This is a genomic window from Cumulibacter manganitolerans (assembly GCF_009602465.1).
In the GTDB taxonomy this organism is placed as follows: Bacteria; Actinomycetota; Actinomycetes; order Mycobacteriales; family Antricoccaceae; genus Cumulibacter; species Cumulibacter manganitolerans.
Genome location: NZ_WBKP01000039.1, coordinates 21,056 through 36,058, shown reverse-complemented (window position 1 = coordinate 36,058; position 15,003 = coordinate 21,056). Strand labels below are relative to the sequence as shown.

At 73.1% G+C, this 15,003-nt stretch carries 13 protein-coding genes; 7 read left to right on the top strand and 6 right to left on the bottom strand.

The annotated features are described in order from the left end of the window. Positions 1-249 precede the first annotated feature (249 nt). Positions 250-1,017: an IclR family transcriptional regulator gene (locus F8A92_RS13550; protein ID WP_153505700.1), complete on the bottom strand. Its 768-nt coding sequence runs from the start codon at positions 1,015-1,017 to the stop codon at positions 250-252. A 66-nt stretch (positions 1,018-1,083) separates the two neighbouring features. Here F8A92_RS13550 and pcaH point away from each other — a divergent pair, with 66 nt between their 5' ends. From pcaH to F8A92_RS13520, 6 genes are read left to right on the top strand one after another with little or no spacing between them, the layout of a single operon-like run. Next, positions 1,084-1,920: a protocatechuate 3,4-dioxygenase subunit beta gene (gene pcaH / locus F8A92_RS13545; RefSeq protein ID WP_153505699.1), complete on the top strand. Its 837-nt coding sequence runs from the start codon at positions 1,084-1,086 to the stop codon at positions 1,918-1,920. Continuing rightward, positions 1,913-2,458 carry a protocatechuate 3,4-dioxygenase subunit alpha gene (gene pcaG, locus F8A92_RS13540; RefSeq protein ID WP_153505698.1) on the top strand — a complete coding sequence of 182 codons (546 nt, stop codon included), beginning with the start codon at positions 1,913-1,915 and terminating at the stop codon, positions 2,456-2,458. The genes pcaH and pcaG overlap by 8 nt, the downstream gene beginning before the upstream one ends. Further along, positions 2,455-3,681, top strand: coding sequence for a lyase family protein (locus F8A92_RS13535; protein WP_153505697.1), 1,227 nt, complete (start codon positions 2,455-2,457; stop codon positions 3,679-3,681). Before pcaG ends, F8A92_RS13535 begins: the two co-directional genes overlap by 4 nt. Continuing rightward, positions 3,674-4,471 carry an alpha/beta fold hydrolase gene (locus F8A92_RS13530; RefSeq protein ID WP_153505696.1) on the top strand — a complete coding sequence of 266 codons (798 nt, stop codon included), beginning with the start codon at positions 3,674-3,676 and terminating at the stop codon, positions 4,469-4,471. Before F8A92_RS13535 ends, F8A92_RS13530 begins: the two co-directional genes overlap by 8 nt. Next, positions 4,471-4,857, top strand: coding sequence for a 4-carboxymuconolactone decarboxylase (gene pcaC / locus F8A92_RS13525; protein WP_153505695.1), 387 nt, complete (start codon positions 4,471-4,473; stop codon positions 4,855-4,857). Before F8A92_RS13530 ends, pcaC begins: the two co-directional genes overlap by 1 nt. Then, a complete protein-coding gene (locus tag F8A92_RS13520) occupies positions 4,854-6,047 on the top strand; it encodes a 4-hydroxybenzoate 3-monooxygenase (RefSeq protein ID WP_153505694.1) in 1,194 nt (397 codons plus the stop codon). Before pcaC ends, F8A92_RS13520 begins: the two co-directional genes overlap by 4 nt. 36 nt (positions 6,048-6,083) lie before the next feature. Here the strand turns inward: F8A92_RS13520 and F8A92_RS13515 are convergent, their stop codons facing one another. From F8A92_RS13515 to F8A92_RS13495, 5 genes are all read right to left on the bottom strand, one after another. Then, entirely contained in the window at positions 6,084-6,779 is a 696-nt protein-coding gene (locus F8A92_RS13515) for a vitamin K epoxide reductase family protein (RefSeq protein WP_153505693.1), read from the bottom strand. Positions 6,780-6,823: 44 nt separating this feature from the next. Then, on the bottom strand, positions 6,824-7,759 hold the full coding sequence (gene cysK, locus F8A92_RS13510; RefSeq protein WP_153505692.1) for a cysteine synthase A: 936 nt from the start codon (positions 7,757-7,759) through the stop codon (positions 6,824-6,826). Continuing rightward, entirely contained in the window at positions 7,738-9,000 is a 1,263-nt protein-coding gene (locus F8A92_RS13505; RefSeq protein WP_153505691.1) for a glycosyltransferase family 87 protein, read from the bottom strand. The genes cysK and F8A92_RS13505 overlap by 22 nt, the downstream gene beginning before the upstream one ends. 90 nt (positions 9,001-9,090) lie before the next feature. Beyond that, a complete protein-coding gene (locus tag F8A92_RS13500) occupies positions 9,091-10,530 on the bottom strand; it encodes a plasmid pRiA4b ORF-3 family protein (protein ID WP_153505690.1) in 1,440 nt (479 codons plus the stop codon). An 83-nt stretch (positions 10,531-10,613) separates the two neighbouring features. Then, the gene (locus F8A92_RS13495) at positions 10,614-11,477 is read right to left on the bottom strand and encodes an ATP-grasp domain-containing protein (RefSeq protein ID WP_153505689.1); all 864 of its coding nucleotides are present in this window, start codon (positions 11,475-11,477) and stop codon (positions 10,614-10,616) included. Positions 11,478-11,566: 89 nt separating this feature from the next. Between F8A92_RS13495 and F8A92_RS13490 the strand changes: the two genes are divergently transcribed. After that, a complete protein-coding gene (locus tag F8A92_RS13490; RefSeq protein ID WP_228389449.1) occupies positions 11,567-14,995 on the top strand; it encodes a pyruvate carboxylase in 3,429 nt (1,142 codons plus the stop codon). Positions 14,996-15,003: the final 8 nt, after the last annotated feature.

The window sequence follows — 15,003 nt, the reverse complement described above, 5'->3', positions numbered from 1 at the left end:
CGAGAACCAGGAAGAGGGTGGCTCGACGTCCACAAAAGGGCCCGCTCGAGGTGCCGACCTGTGCAGCGTCTGGGGTGTGTAACCAGGCACCTAGGCCGAGGCCGCCACGATGCTCGCCCCAGGGGGCTCGCTCGCTCGACGAGCAGGAAAAACGGCCCGCTCAAGGTGCCGGGATGTGCAGCGTCTGGGGTGTGGAACCAGGCATCTAGGCCGAAGCCGTCACAGTGCTCGCCCCACGGGGGTCGGCGGTCAGCTACTCGTGTGGAGGCTGCGGCCGATGCCTTGAGCGGCGACCTGTAATGCGGCGACCAGGCGCGTCTGGTCGCGCTTCAGCGTGGGGACGACGACGCCGAGCGCCGCGACGACGGGTCCTGCGCCGGGACTGGCGGGGCGGATGGGGACGGCGACGGAGCAGGCGCCCAACGTCATCTCCTCCGACGTCGTGGCGAAGCCGTCGCGCCGTACCCGCGCGAGCCGCTCACGCAGCATCGCCGGCTGGGTGACGGTATACGGCGTGACACGAACGAGGTGCCGCAGCGCCTCGTCGATGACGTCCTCCGACGCGTGCGCGAGGAGGACCTTCCCGACCGCCGTGGCATGCAGGGGCAACCGAGACCCGCGGGAGCTGACGACCGGCACCGACGCCCTCCCGGAGAGCCGCTCGAGGTAGAGCGCCTCGATTCCCTGGCGGACGGCGAGGTGCACGGTCGCCCGCGTCGCGGCGTGGATGTCTCCCAGGAACGGCGCAGCCACGTCCCGCAGCCCGGTCTCGACGCCCGCGAGCAGGCCGATCTGCCACACCCGCCGGGCGATCACGAACTCGCCGGAAGGGCGCCGAACCAGAGCACCCCCGCTCACCAGCTCGCCGGCCAGGCGGTGCGTCGTGCTCAGCGGAAGACCGGCTCGGCGCGCGAGGTCGGTGAGCGACAGCGCGCGATGTGCCTCGTCGAACGCGAACAGGACGGCGAGCCCTCGAGCGAGGACGGAGGCGCCAGGAGTCGCGGTGTTGCCGGCCATGGGCCTCCTTCCGCTCAGCGGAAGGAGCCTATCGCTCGGTGGCGGTCGAGCCCATAGTCTGGGGGAATGGCTGTCACCGACCGGGATTCCGCCGCGCAGGCCGGCTCGCCCGACGAGTCGTTCGAGCACGAGCTGCCTACGCAGCAACCGCAGCTGGAGCCGCAGTCGCGGATCAGCGCCGAGATCGAGCGGCAGCACGCGTCGGCAGCGCACGGCGGCCACCAGCCGCACCTCGACTTCCCGCCGTACCGCAGCTCGATCCTGCGGCACCCCACGAAGGAGCTGCGGCACGCCGATCCCGAGGGCGTCGAGCTGGTCGCGCCGGTGTTCGGGCACAGCGACGTCGACCCCCTCGAGGCCGACCTGACGATCCAGAGGGGCGGCGACCCGATCGGCGAACGGATGGTCGTCACCGGACGGGTGCTCGACGGCGACGGCCGGCCGGTGCGCCACCAGCTGGTGGAGATCTGGCAGGCGAACGCCGGTGGCCGGTACATCCACAAGCGTGACCAGCACCCGGCGCCGATCGATCCCCACTTCACCGGCGTCGGGCGCTGCCTCACGGACGCCGACGGCAACTATCGCTTCACGACCATCAAGCCCGGACCGTATCCCTGGCGCAACCACCTGAACGCGTGGCGCCCCGCGCACATCCACTTCTCGCTGTTCGGCGCGGAGTTCACCCAGCGGCTGATCACCCAGATGTACTTTCCCGGCGACCCGCTGTTCGCGCTCGACCCGATCTACCAGTCGATCACCGAGCAGTCGGTGCGTGATCGCCTCGTGGCGACGTACGACCACGACCTGACCACCCACGAGTGGGCGACCGGCTACCGCTGGGACATCGTGCTGACCGGCACGCATGCCACGCCGCTCGAGCGCGAGGACGACAGCAATGAGTGACCCGCAGCCCACGCCCGGCCAGACGGTCGGCCCGTTCTTCCACGACGCGCTGCCGTACGCCGGCGACAGCCACCTCGTCCCTCCCGGCTCGTCGGGCACCGTCCGCCTGCACGGCACGGTGTACGACGGCGCGGGAAAGCCGGTCCCCGACGCGCTTCTGGAGCTGCGGCAGGCCGATGCGGTCGGCGCGATCCCGGTCGTCGAGGGCTCGCTGCGCCGAGACGGCCGGTTCACCGGCTGGGGACGCTCTGCCACGGACGCCGGGGGCCATTACGCCTTCACAACGGTGGAGCCCGGCGGCGTCGACGGTGCGGCGCCGTTCTTCTCCGTCATGGTGCTGGCTCGCGGGCTGCTCGACCGGCTGTACACCCGTGCCTACCTGCCCGGAGCGTCCGACGCGTTCCTGGACAGGCTGACGGCGGACGAGGCGCACACCCTGCGCGCGATCCGCGAGGACGACGGGTCGCTGCGCTTCGACGTCCATCTGCAGGGAGAGCACGAGACGGTCTTCCTGCGGTTTCCCCGGCACGTCCAGTGAGCGGACTGCTTCGGCCGGGGGTGCACCGGGTCGCCGGCCTCGTGGACGACGCCGCTGTGCTCGGCGCCATGCTGCGCGTCGAGGTCGCGTGGAGCCGCGCCCTCGTCGTCGCCGGGCTCGCCCCGCCGCGGCAGGCCGACGTCGTCGCGGACGCCGCGATCGACCTCGCGCCCGACCTCGGCGACCTGATCGAAGCAGCGGAGAACACCGGGAACCCCGCGACAGCCCTGATCGCGCACCTGCGCAGCGCCGTCCAGGCGCAGGATCCCGACGCGGCCGGCGTCGTGCACCGGGGGCTCACGAGCCAGGACGTCGTCGACAGCGCGCTGATGACGATCGCGCGGGACGGCGTCGCGCGGCTGCGCGGCGACCTGCGACGCGCCGGCGCCGAGCTCGCCGTGCTGGCCGAGCGGCACCGCGGGTCGGTGATGGCCGGACGCACGTTGACCCAGTGGGCGGTCCCGACGACGTTCGGGCTCAAGGCGGCCCAGTGGCTCGCCGGGGTGAGCGAGGCGGTCACCGTCCTCGACGCGCTGCGCTTCCCGGTGCAGTACGGCGGGGCGGCGGGGACCCGGGCGCTGCTCGCGGCGCTGACCGGCGACGCCGACCAGGCGCCGGTCGTCCGGTCGTTCGCCGAGCATCTCGGTCTGCATCCCGCGAGCGTCCCGTGGCACACCCGCCGTCGCGCGGTCACCGCGATCGGCGACGCCCTCGTGACCGTCACCGACGCGCTCGGTGTCGTCGCCGCCGACGTCCTGCTGCTGAGCCGGCCGGAGATCGCCGAGGTGAGCGAGGGCGAATCGCCCGCGCGCGGTGGATCCTCGACGATGCCGCACAAGCGCAACCCGGTGCTGTCGGTCCTCGTTGCCTCGGCGGCCCGCCAGGCGCCGCAGCTCGCCGCGACCCTGCACCTCGCGGCGGCGGGCGCGGTCGACGAGCGCCCCGACGGCGCGTGGCACTCCGAATGGCCGGCGCTCGCCGCGCTGCTGGAGATCGCGGTCACCGCGGGTGAGCAGGCCGCCGAGCTCGTCGCCGGCCTGCAGGTGCACCCCGACGCGATGGCGGCGAGGGCACAGCACGCGTCGACCGCGCTGCTCGCCGAGAGCCCTGGCCTCACCGACGTCCGCGGCTACCTCGGCGACTGCGACCGGATCATCGAGGCCGTCCTCACCGAGTGGGCGGCCGTCACCGACACCCAACGGGAGGACCCCACCGATGCCTGACCTCGCCTTCACGCGCCTCGCCGGCGACGAGAACAGCGCCCACCTGCTCGTCGTCGGGCCGTCGCTCGGGACGGGCGTGGCGGGTCTCTGGCAGTCGACCGCCCAGGCGATACCCGACGGCTGGGAGGTCGTGGGGTGGGACATCCCGGGGCACGGCGCCAGCGCCCCGACCACGGCGGCGTACTCGATCGACGACCTCGCCGACAGCGTGCGAAACCGGGCCGCGCAGCTCGCCGCCGGCCGGCCCGCCGGGTATGCGGGAGTCTCGCTGGGCGGCGCCGTCGGCTTCACCCTCGCCCTCGATCCGGGCCCGTTCGCGGGCATAGCGACCATCGCGGCCGGGCCGGTGTTCGGCACGCCCGACGCGTGGCGGGAACGGGCGGCGTTCGTCCGCGACGCCGGCACGTCGTCGATGGTCGAGGGATCGGCCGGCCGCTGGTTCGCGCCCGGGTTCCTCGAGCGGGACGGCGCCACCGGCAACGCGCTGCTGCTGGCGTTGCGCGAGGTCGACGACGAGTCGTACGCCCTCGCCTGCGAGGCGCTCGCGCAGTACGACGTCCGTGACCGGCTCGGGAACGTCGCGGTTCCGCTGCTCGTCGTCGCCGGCGAGCACGATGTGGTCATCTCGCCGGACATCGCGCGCGAGGCCGCCCAGGCTGCCTCGCACGCCGGGCGCGACGGAGCGCGGAGCGCGGTGCTCGACGGCGTCGCGCACCTGCCGCCCGCCGAGGATCCCGGCGCGACCGCCGACCTGCTGGTCTCCTTCCTCGGCACGGAAGGGGACCGGTGATGACCGACCCGTACGACGACGGCATGGCGGTGCGGCGCGAGGTGCTCGGCGCCGCCCACGTCGACCGCGCCGTCGCGGCGACCACGCCGTTCACCCAGGACTTCCAGGACCTCATCACGCGCTACGCGTGGGGGAGCGTGTGGACCCGTCCGGGCCTCGACCGGCGCACCCGCTCGGTCGCCACCCTCACCGCGATGCTGGCCATGCGGCACTGGGAGGAGTTCGCCATGCACGTCCGGGCCGCGCGGCACAACGGGCTCAGCGCGGACGAGATCGGCGAGGTGATCCTGCAGGCGGCCATCTACTGCGGCGTGCCGGTGGCCAACCGTGGCTTCGCCGTCGCCTCCGACGTCCTGCGCCGGATGGCCGAGGAGGACGGCGAGTGACCGCGCGGACCACCACGACCGAGGTCGCGATCGTCGGCGCTGGGCCGGCCGGCCTGATGCTCGCGCACCTGCTCTCGCTGAACGGCATCGACTCGATCGCCATCGACATCCGCACCCGGCAGGAGATCGAGCACACCCACCGCGCCGGAATCCTCGAGCACGACAGCGTGCGGCTGCTGATCGACTCCGGCGTCTCCGACCGCGTGCTGCGCGACGGGTTCGAGCACGAGGGGATCGACCTGTCCTTCGGCGGCTCCGGCCATCGGCTCAACTTCCCCGAGCTCGTCGGGCGCAACGTGCACCTCTACCCGCAGACCGACGTGTTCATCGACCTCGCCGACGCCCGCGCCCGTGACGGCGGCGACGTGCGCTTCGGCGTGCGCGACGTCTCGGTCGACGACCTGACCTCCGACCGCCCGGTCATGCGGTTCACCGACGCGGACGGCGTCGCGCACGCGGTGCGTGCCCGGGTGCTCGTCGGAGCCGACGGCTCGCGCAGCCTGTGCCGCCACCAGGTCCCCGACGCGCAGCGCCGCCAGTTCTTCCGCGAGTACCCGTTCGCCTGGTTCGGCATCCTGTGCGAGGCGCCGCCGAGCTCCGACGAGCTGATCTACAACCACTCCGAGCGCGGCTTCGCGCTGATCAGCCAGCGCACCATGACCCTGCAGCGGATGTACTTCCAGTGCCGTCCCGACGAGGACGTCGACGCGTGGTCCGACGACCGGATCTGGGAGGAGCTGCAGAGCCGGGTCGGCGCCAACGGGCACGTGCTCAAGGAGGGCCCGATCACCTCGAAGGCGGTGCTCGGGTTCCGCAGCTACGTGCAGGAGCCCATGCGCTACGGCAACCTGCTGCTGGCCGGCGACGCCGCCCACACCGTGCCACCGACCGGGGCGAAGGGGCTCAACCTCGCCATCGCCGACGTCCGGGTGCTCGCGGAGTACCTCGAGCTGCACCTGCGCCGCGGCGACGACGAGGCCCTCGACCGCTACTCGCCGCGGGCGCTGCAGCGGGTATGGAAGGCGCAGCACTTCTCCTACTGGATGACCTCGATGCTGCACCGGCTGCCCGAGTCGACGGACTTCGACGTGCGCCGCCAGATCGGCGAGCTGTCGACCCTCGTGGGGTCGACGGCGGGGCAGACCCTGCTCGCGGAGGGCTACACCGGCTGGTCGCTCACCGCGGGCTGACGCCCCGGCGGTCGCGAGGAGCCGGGAAGAAGCGGTCTAGAAGAAGTAGTAGGGGAACGCCGTCAGCACGAGGGTGAGCACCACCGCGTAGGTGACCAGGGTGAGCACCCACCACCACCGCCCGATGACCCGCACCAGCGCGTTCCCGGCGACCCGCTCGCCGAAGTGCCCGCCTGCGAGGGTGTACGCCAGCGTGCGCCAGAAGATGGGGATGACGCACGCCCACACGACCATGCAGTAGGGGCACAGCGCCCGGATCTCGTACAGGCTCTGCGGGATCAGCCACCCGACGAACAGCAGCCCGTACGTCGTCCCGACGAGGAACCAGAGCCAGTACCAGCTCGGCAGCGCCACCCGGGCGAGCACCAGGACGCCGGTGAGGATGACCAGCGGGAAGGCGAAGACGCCGATCAGCGGGTTGGGGAAGCCGAACACCGACGCCTGCGACGACGTCATCACGGTGCTGCACTGCAGGACCGAGTCGATGCTGCAGGTCGGCAGGTAGCTGCTGTCGAGCAGCATCTCGATGCGCTCGATGGTCAGCACGAACGCGCCGATGAAGCCCAGGATGCCGCCGATGGTCAGGATCAGCCCGAGGCTGCGCGGGGCGCCGGGGGCCTCGTCGTAGATCTCGTCGTCTTCGTACACGTCGGCCGGATCGTCGTCGACGACGTCCGCCTCGTACTCGTCCAGGTCGGCCTCATCCGTCGCGTTCACGGCTCGTCGGTTCATGCCCAACATTGTGCGCGATGAGCGGTCGCGCCGCCGCGAAGGGGTCAGTCGCGGACGTGGTCGAACAGCTCGGTCGACAGGTAGCGCTCGCCGCTGTCGGCCAGCAACCCGACGATCGTCTTGCCGGCCAGCTCCGGGCGCTCGCCGAGGCGGCGCATCGCCTCGAGGACGGCGCCCGCCGAGATGCCCACCATCAGCCCCTCGGTGCGCATCGCCTCGCGCGCGACCTCGATCGCGCGATCCTGCGGGATGCGCACCATCTCGTCGATGAGCTCCATGTCCGTCGTCGGCGGGACGCCGTTGCCGCCGGTGATGCCCTGGATCTTGTGCGGCTGCCATTCGCCGCCGCTGAGCACGGGCGCCTCGTCGGGCTCGACGCCGACGATCCGCACGTCGGGGTTCTTGGTGCGCAGGAACCGGCCGGTGCCCGACAGGCTGCCGCCGGTGCCCGTGCCCGCGACGATGACGTCGACGTTGCCCTCGGTATCCGCCCAGATCTCCGGGCCGGTGGTGGCCTCGTGGATCGCCGGGTTGGCGGCGTTCCCGCCCTGCCCGGACAGGAAGCCGCTCGGGTCGGCCTCCATGATCTGCCCGGCCCGCTGGTTGGCGCCGGCCATGCCGTTGGCGCCGGGCGTGAGCTCGACCTCGGCGCCGAGCGCGCGCAGCACGAGAAGCCGTTCCTGAGAGACGTCGTCCGGCATCACCAGCACGACCCGGTAGCCGAGCGATGCGCCGACCCAGGCGAGCGCGATCCCGGTGTTGCCCGAGGTCGCCTCCACGATCGTGCCGCCGGGCTTCAGCCGGCCGTCGGCCTCCGCGGCCCGCACGATCGACAGCCCCGTGCGGTCCTTGATGCTCGAGAGCGGGTTGTAGAACTCCAGCTTCCCGAGCAGCCGGGCCGGGCTCTCCGGCGCGAGGCGGTGGAGCGCGACGAGGGGGGTGCGACCGACGACGTCGGTCAGGCTTTCGTAGACGGGCATGCGGCGACCTTCTGGTTCGGTGGGTGCGTCCACGATATCGTCGCCGGTCGCGGCGCCGGCCCCCGCGGTCGCAGCAGCCCCACGCCGACGACGGCGACCGCGAGCGCCACGAGCAGGTAGCCGTGCAGCGGGTTGAGCTCGCGCGCGAGCCTGGCCAGGTGCAGCGGGCCGAGGACGGCCAGGGTCCACCACGGCACCAGCCCGCGGCGTCCGACGCCGTCGGCGATCAGCGCGCCGACCGCGAGACCGGCCGTGTAGTACCGATTCGTCCCGGGGTCGAGCGCCAGCCGCACGGCCATCACGCCGAGCAGCGCGAGCTCCCAGCGGCCGCGGTGGATGAGGAAGGCCGCGACCGCGAACCCCAGCAGGATCTGCAGCGGTCGGTCCCACGGCGGCGTCGCGGACGCGAGCACACCGAGCGCCCGCAACCCGGACATCGCGGTGTTCACGATCTTGAACTGCATCGCGTGGGTCGTTCCGGGGCTGCCGATGACGAACGGCAGCCAGGCGGCCGCGGTCACCGCGCCGGCGACCCCGGCCGCGAGGGCGCGCCGCCGCCAGGTCGGTACCAGCAGCGCGAACGCGACGAACGGCAACGCCCAGGGCTTGGACGCCGCGGCCAGCCCCACGAGCACCCCGCTGAGCACCGGCCGGTCCACGCGGGCTGCCCACAGCGCGGCGACGCCGAGCCCGAGGGCGAGGACGTCGTCGAGGTGCACGGAGAAGTCCGCGAGGTAGGCCCACGGCGGGACGAAGGCCGCGACGGCGAGCAGCAGCCGCCGGCGGTCGGTGGCGAGCCACTGCGACCACGGCACGCCGCGCGTGCCGGTCATCAGCGCCCGGACGGCGTACACGATGAACACGCCCACCGCCACGCAGGCCAGCTGCGCGGCCAGCGCCCCGGCCGTGCGGGAGGACTCCCAGGGCAGGCGCACGAGCGCCAGCACCGAGCTCACGACGAACGTGAACGGGCCGATCTGCAGCCGCGGGTCGACGGCGTAGAGGTCGATGGGCTCGACTCGCGTCTGGTCGGTGAGGATCCGCTCACCCTCGGTGAAGAAGTGCCAGGACGCGCCGCCCACCTGGTAGGTCTCGGCGATCCAGGCGCCGGCCCAGGCCGCCAGCAGGGCGAGGCCCGCCCAGCGCCACCACGTGCTGCGCCGACGCGAGATCCCGGCAGCGGCCGGGGACCGGGGCGGGGTCGGGAGCTCGGTGGATGCGCGATAGCCGGTGGTGACCATGCCGCCGAGTGTGGGCGCGCGACGGGCCCGGGCCCAAACCGTTCTTGGCGGGGGCTCATGCCGTTCTCAGGCGGCCCACCGGCGCCCTGGTCAGCGCTCGCGCGTCAGCAGGGCGGTCCGCGCGAGGAGGGCGGCCGGCAGCCGGACCGTGTAGCGCCGCTCGTACCGGGCGAAGGCGCTCTGCGTCTCGACGAACTGCTCGCTGGCCAGACCGTCGATGCTGGTGAGCACGCCGTACGCTGGCAGCCGGTAGACGTCGTGCGGCTCCAGCCGGGCGCCGCCCTCCACGCGCCAGCCGAGGTCGTTCAGCGCCCGCACGACGTCCTGGACAGGTTCGCGCCGGCCCACGGACGTCGCCCAGCAGGCCAGCAGCACGAGCGTCGCCTCGGCGTCGAAGCCGTCCCCGCCGGGCAGCAGCAATCGCGCCAGCACGTCCCAGAGGCCGCGCGCGTCACCGCGCGCGCCGGCGCCGGCGCGGGTGAGGCAGAGGCGGCCCTTGTACTTGCGCAGCAGCCCGACCTTCTGCAGCGCCTGCCGCAGCTGGAGGACCGGGCGGGTCTGGGTCTCGCGGTTGGCCTTGCCGAACCAGTCGCTCATCGTCGGCAGCAGCTGCGCGACGGCCTGGACGTCGGCCGGCTTCAGATAGCCGGCGCCGGTGAGCTCGAGCCCGTCGCCGGCGTGGTCGACGAACCAGGCCACGGCCCGCAGCGCGGCGGTGAGGTCGTCGTCGGACAGCGCGGCGACCGGCGCGCTGAGATCGTAGACCCGCCGCGCGAGGTCGCTGCCGGACGGCGCGTAGAGCAGCCGGTCGACGAGCGCGCCCAGGCGCGGGTCCAGACGCGTCGCCGCGCGCCCGAAGAACTCGTCGATGGCCGCGTTCAGCGCGTCGGGGTCGAAACGTGCCGGGTCGTCCATCAGGGCGGCAAGGCTGTGCTCGTCGCACGCGCCGCCGGAGTCCTCGGGAGGCGCTGCCCGGCGTCCGGTGAGGACGCTGGCGGGCCGGGCGTCCTCCGCGCCACCGCGGACCTCCTCGACCACGATCGCGAGCTCCCAGCCGTCGCCGTAGTCGTACGCATAGGTCAGGGTGTCGCCGGGATCCTGGAGGACCTCGTCCAGGCGGACCTCGGCGTCCGGCGTCCCGTCGGCCCCCTCGGCGACGTCGAACGGGCACAGGAACACCTGGCTGCCGGCCTCGAACGGGCCACCTCCGACGGCGAAGCGGTGCAGGTGGGCGTCGTCCCACCCGAAGGCGGCCTGCAGCACGTGGTGCAGGGCGTCGAGCGTGAGGTCCGAGCGCAGCTCGAGGCGTCGCCAGATGGGCGGCTTCGCATCGACGAGGTCCACGCGCACCCGCAGCAACCGGACGTCGTCGAAGGGCGCGCGCCGCCGGTCCGGCACGGCCGGACGACGGATCACCGTGTCCCCGACCAGCATGAGGTCGCCCTCGAGCGCGCGCAGGTCGGCGAGCTCGGGCCCGGACACGAGGGCAGCGAATCGACGCTCCAGCTCGGCATCGTTCTCGCTGGTCATGAGTCAACGGTAGGCGTTGTGGACCCCACGGCCAAGACGCCGGCCGCCCTTTTCGAGGACGCTCGGGCGGCCGCCGCGTGCGCTCAGCGTACGAGCGCCGCGGCCAGCCGCTGGGCGGCCTCCGGTCCGCCGTACGGCAGGAACAGCGAGGGCTCGACCAGCTCGACCTCCATGACGCACAGCCGGCCGGAGTTGTCGCGCACCAGGTCGACGCGGGCGTACGCCGGGGTGCCGAACCGCGCCGCGACGAGGTCGACGGCGGCCTGCGCCACCGCGGCCTGCTCGGCGGTCGGCTCGTGGTGGGTGTTGGTCTCCGCCGCGAACAGCTCGTCGATCGTCGAGGCGTGCGGCAACGCCACCCGCTTGCTGGCCGCGTGGCTCAGCTCGCCGGCGAAGAAGACCAGCGGCCACTCACCGTCCGCCGCGATCGATTCGAGGAACGGCTGCACGAGCACCACCTGGCCGGCGGCGCGCAGCCGCTCGACGTGCGCGCGCGCCGCGTCGTGCTGGTCGGCGTGGTACGACGCCGCGTCGCGGCTGCCGGCGCCCACGGCGGGCTTGACGACGAAGCTGCCCTCGGGGAAGCGCACGGGCGCGGGAGAGCCGGGACGCACGAACTCGGTGGGCGTGATCGGGATGCCGGCGTCCGCCAGGTCGGCGAGGTACTCCTTGGAGAGACTCCACCGCACCATCTCCGGCGGGTTGACCAGCTCGGTGCGCGCCGCCACCCGGTCCAGCCAGGCCAGGAACTCCGGCATGCGCTGCGGGTAGTCCCAGGGCGAGCGCAGGACGGCGCGGTCGAACCGGCCCCAGTCGACGTCCGGGTCGTGCCAGTCGGCGATCTCGACCGTCACGCCGGCCGCCGTGAGGGCCTCGAGCGCCAGCGGCTCGTCCTCGTCCTGCCCGCGCGCCTCGCGCGCGCTCACCCACGCCAGCCGTTCGATCATGACGGCCACTGTAGATGCGCCGGTGCGCCGCCCGGCCGAGGGTGCGCGGTCGCCGGGTGAGCGGGTGGGCCGCTGCTAAATTGGCCGCCATGAATCAGCACGCAGCCGAGCAGGTCGCGCCGGGCACCGACCGGCGGATGTTCTCCAAGGTCTTGGTCGCCAACCGCGGTGAGATCGCGATCCGGGCGTTCCGGGCCGCCTACGAGCTGGGCGCCGGCACGGTCGCGGTCTTCCCCTACGAGGACCGCAACTCCGAGCACCGGCTGAAGGCGGACGAGGCGTACGAGATCGGGGAGCGCGGCCGCCCGGTCCGGGCCTACCTCGACCCCGACCTCATCGTGCAGACCGCCGTCCGCGCGGGGGTGGACGCGATCTACCCGGGCTACGGGTTCCTGAGCGAGAACCCGGCGCTCGCCGAGGCGTGCGAGGCCGCCGGCATCACCTTCATCGGGCCCGGCGCGGACGTCCTCACGCTCACCGGCAACAAGGCGCGCGCCATCGCCGCGGCGAAGGCAGCGGGGGTGCCGACGCTGCAGTCGATCGCGCCGTCCACCGACGTCGACGAGCTGATCGCCGGCTCGAGCGACATCCCGTACCCGCTGTTCGTGAAGGCGGTCGCCGGCGGCGGCGGGCGGGGCATGCGCCAGGTCGACCGCGAGGCCGACCTGCGGGAGGCCATCGAGACCTGCATGCGGGAGGCCGAGGCCGCGTTCGGCGACCCCACGGTGTTCATCGAGCAGGCGGTGGTGGACCCGCGGCACATCGAGGTGCAGATCCTCGCGGACGCCGCCGGCAATGTGATCCACCTGTTCGAGCGCGACTGCTCGGTCCAGCGCCGCCACCAGAAGGTGATCGAGATCGCCCCGGCGCCCAACCTCGACCCGCAGCTGCGCGACCGGATCTGCGCCGACGCCGTGCGGTTCGCCAAGGAGATCGGCTACCAGAACGCCGGCACCGTCGAGTTCCTCGTCGACCCCGACGGACGCTACGTCTTCATCGAGATGAACCCCCGCATCCAGGTCGAGCACACCGTCACCGAGGAGGTGACCGACGTCGACCTGGTCCGCTCCCAGATCCGGATCGCCGCCGGCGCCACGCTCGACGACCTCGGCCTCAGCCAGGACGGCATCCGGCTGCGCGGTGCGGCGCTGCAGTGCCGCATCACCACCGAGGACCCCGCGAACGGCTTCCGCCCCGACACCGGCATCATCACCACGTACCGCTCGCCCGGCGGCGCCGGCGTCCGGCTGGACGGCGGGACCACCTACACCGGCGCCGAGGTCAGCGCGCACTTCGACTCGATGCTCACCAAGCTCACCTGCCGCGGGCGCACCTTCGCGGACGCCGTGGAGCGCGCCGCCCGCGCCGTCGCGGAGTTCCGGATCCGCGGCGTGGCGACGAACATCCCGTTCCTGCAGGCCGTGCTCGCCGACCCCGACTTCCGCGCGGGGCGCCTCAGCACCGGCTTCATCGCCGCGCACCCGAAGCTGCTGACGGCCCGGTCGTCGGCCGATCGCGGCACCAAGCTGCTCACCTACCTCGCCGACGTGACGGTCAACCGCCCGCACGGAGAGCAGTCGACCAGCATCGAGCCGGCCGCGAAGCTGCCCGCGATCGACCTGTCCGTGGCGCCGCCCCCGGGATCGCGCGACCGGCTGCTCGAGCTGGGACCGGAGGCGTTCGCGGCCGGCCTACGCGGCCGCGACCGGTTCGCGGTCACCGAGACGACGTTCCGCGACGCGCACCAGTCGCTGCTGGCCACCCGGGTGCGCACGACGGATCTGGTGGCGGTCGCCGGCCACGTCGCCCGGATGACGCCGCAGCTGTGGAGCATCGAGGCGTGGGGCGGGGCGACGTACGACGTCGCGCTGCGCTTCCTGGGCGAGGACCCGTGGGACCGGCTCGCCGCGCTGCGGGACGCGGTCCCCAATATCTGCCTGCAGATGCTGCTGCGTGGCCGCAACACGGTCGGCTACACGCCGTACCCGACCGAGGTCACGCACGCGTTCGTGCAGGAGGCCGCGGCCACCGGCATCGACGTGTTCCGGGTGTTCGACGCGCTCAACGACGTCGAGCAGATGCGCCCGGCGATCGACGCCGTCCGGGAGACCGGCATGTCCGTCGCGGAGGTCGCGCTGTGCTACACCGGCGACCTGAGCGACCCGGCCGAGACCCTGTACACCCTGGACTACTACCTGCGGCTCGCCGAGCAGATCGTCGAGGCCGGCGCGCACGTGCTGGCGATCAAGGACATGGCGGGGCTGCTGCGCGCACCGGCCGCCCGGCGGCTCGTGACCGCGCTGCGGGAGCGGTTCGACCTCCCGGTGCACCTGCACACGCACGACACCGCGGGCGGCCAGCTCGCCACCCTGCTCGCCGCGATCGACGCCGGGGTGGACGCCGTCGACGCCGCCGCGGCCCCGATGTCCGGGACGACGAGCCAGCCGTCGCTGTCGGCGCTCATCGCCGCGACCGACCACTCGCCGCGCGAGTCCGGGCTGGACCTCGACGCCGTCAGCGACCTCGAGCCCTACTGGGAGTCGGTGCGCAAGCTCTATGCGCCGTTCGAGTCGGGGCTGCCCTCGCCGACCGGCCGGGTGTACCGGCACGAGATCCCCGGCGGCCAGCTGTCCAACCTCCGCCAGCAGGCGATGGCGCTCGGGCTCGCGGAGAAGTTCGAGCAGATCGAGGACATGTACGCCGCCGCCAACGACATCCTCGGCAACGTCGTGAAGGTGACGCCGTCGAGCAAGGTCGTCGGCGACCTGGCCCTGCACCTCGTCGCCGTGGGGGCCGATCCGGCCGACTTCGCCGAGAACCCCGGCGACTACGACGTGCCGGACTCGGTCATCGGCTTCCTGAACGGCGAGCTCGGCGATCCGCCGGGCGGCTGGCCGGAGCCGTTCCGCAGCCGCGCCATCGAGGGCCGCACGGCGAAGCCGTCGCAGGTCGAGCTGACCGACGAGGACCGCGCCGGGCTCCAGACCGACCGGCAGTGGACCCTGAACCGGCTGCTGTTCCCCGGGCCCACCCGCGAGCTCTCCGACTCGCGAGAGAAGTTCGGCGACGTGTCGGTGCTCCCGACGCCGGCGTACCTGTTCGGGATGACGCCGGGGGAGGAGTACGCGGTCGCCATCGAGGAGGGCAAGACGCTGCACCTCGGCGTCCAGTCGATCAGCAACGCCGACGCCCGGGGCCTGCGCACGGTGATGTGCACCCTCAACGGCCAGCTGCGCCCGATCAGCGTCCGCGACCGCCAGGTCTCGAGCGACGTCCCCGCCCAGGAGAAGGCCGACCGGTCCCGGCCCGGCCAGGTGGCAGCGCCGTTCGCCGGCGTCGTGACGGTCGCGGTGTCGGAGAACGACACGGTCGAGGCCGGCCAGACGGTCGCTACGATCGAGGCGATGAAGATGGAGGCGTCCATCACAGCCCCGGTCGCCGGACGCGTCGCCCGCGTCGCACTCAGCGGCGCCGCGCAGGTCGAGGGCGGCGACCTGGTCCTGGAAATCGCTCAGTAGGGAGCCGG